The following is a 798-nucleotide window of genomic DNA, read 5'->3' as shown; positions in this document are numbered from 1 at the left end:
TGCATCTTCAGCAAATGCTATAATTGATTCCAAAATGCTGATCCAGTTAGGAAAAGCAGACGTGATTGTGTGCGGAGGCTCTGAAGCAGCCGTTACAGCAAGTGGTGTCGGTGGATTCAACGCAATGATGGCACTTTCTACAAGAAATGACGATCCTACAACAGCCTCAAGACCTTTTGACAAAGACAGAGATGGATTTGTGTTAGGTGAAGGAGCAGGATGTATTGTTCTTGAAGAATATGAGCACGCCGTAAAACGTGGTGCTACAATTTATGCAGAATTACTGGGAGGTGGTTTAAGTGCTGATGCACATCACATGACTGCTCCACATCCTGAAGGCCTTGGCGCTTATCTGGTAATGAAAAACTGTTTGGAAGATGCAGGCTTAACTGCTGATGAAGTAGATCATATCAACATGCATGGTACATCTACTCCATTAGGAGACATCGCAGAATCCAATGCAATTTCGAAATTATTAGGCGAGCATGCTTATGACATTCAGATTAATTCTACAAAATCAATGACTGGCCACCTTTTAGGTGCTGCAGGTGTTATTGAAGCTATCGCTGCATTGGGAACTATTATTCATGGTACTGTTCCTCCAACCATCAACCATTTTACTGATGATGAAAATATTGACAGCAGACTCAACTTTACGTTCAATACTGCTGTTAAGAAAGATGTAAAAGTAGCCATGAGCAATACTTTTGGATTTGGCGGGCATAATGCTTGCGTTCTATTTAAGAAAATCTAAATTCAATGAATGGAGTTACAGAAATACTTTTCTAAATTCCTTCT

General features: G+C 40.4%; 1 protein-coding gene. It reads left to right on the top strand.

Annotated features, from left to right (window positions below; all coding sequences use genetic code 11):
* The coding region (locus GB932_RS22360; protein WP_497755951.1) for a beta-ketoacyl-[acyl-carrier-protein] synthase family protein at positions 1–754 on the top strand (754 nt) is incomplete at its 5' end.
* Between the last annotated feature and the right edge of the window lie 44 nt (positions 755–798).

Source organism: Microbacterium karelineae, assembly GCF_009745985.1.
GTDB classification, from domain to species: domain Bacteria; phylum Actinomycetota; class Actinomycetes; order Actinomycetales; family Microbacteriaceae; genus Microbacterium; species Microbacterium karelineae.
This window is presented reverse-complemented; position numbering and strand designations above follow the sequence as displayed.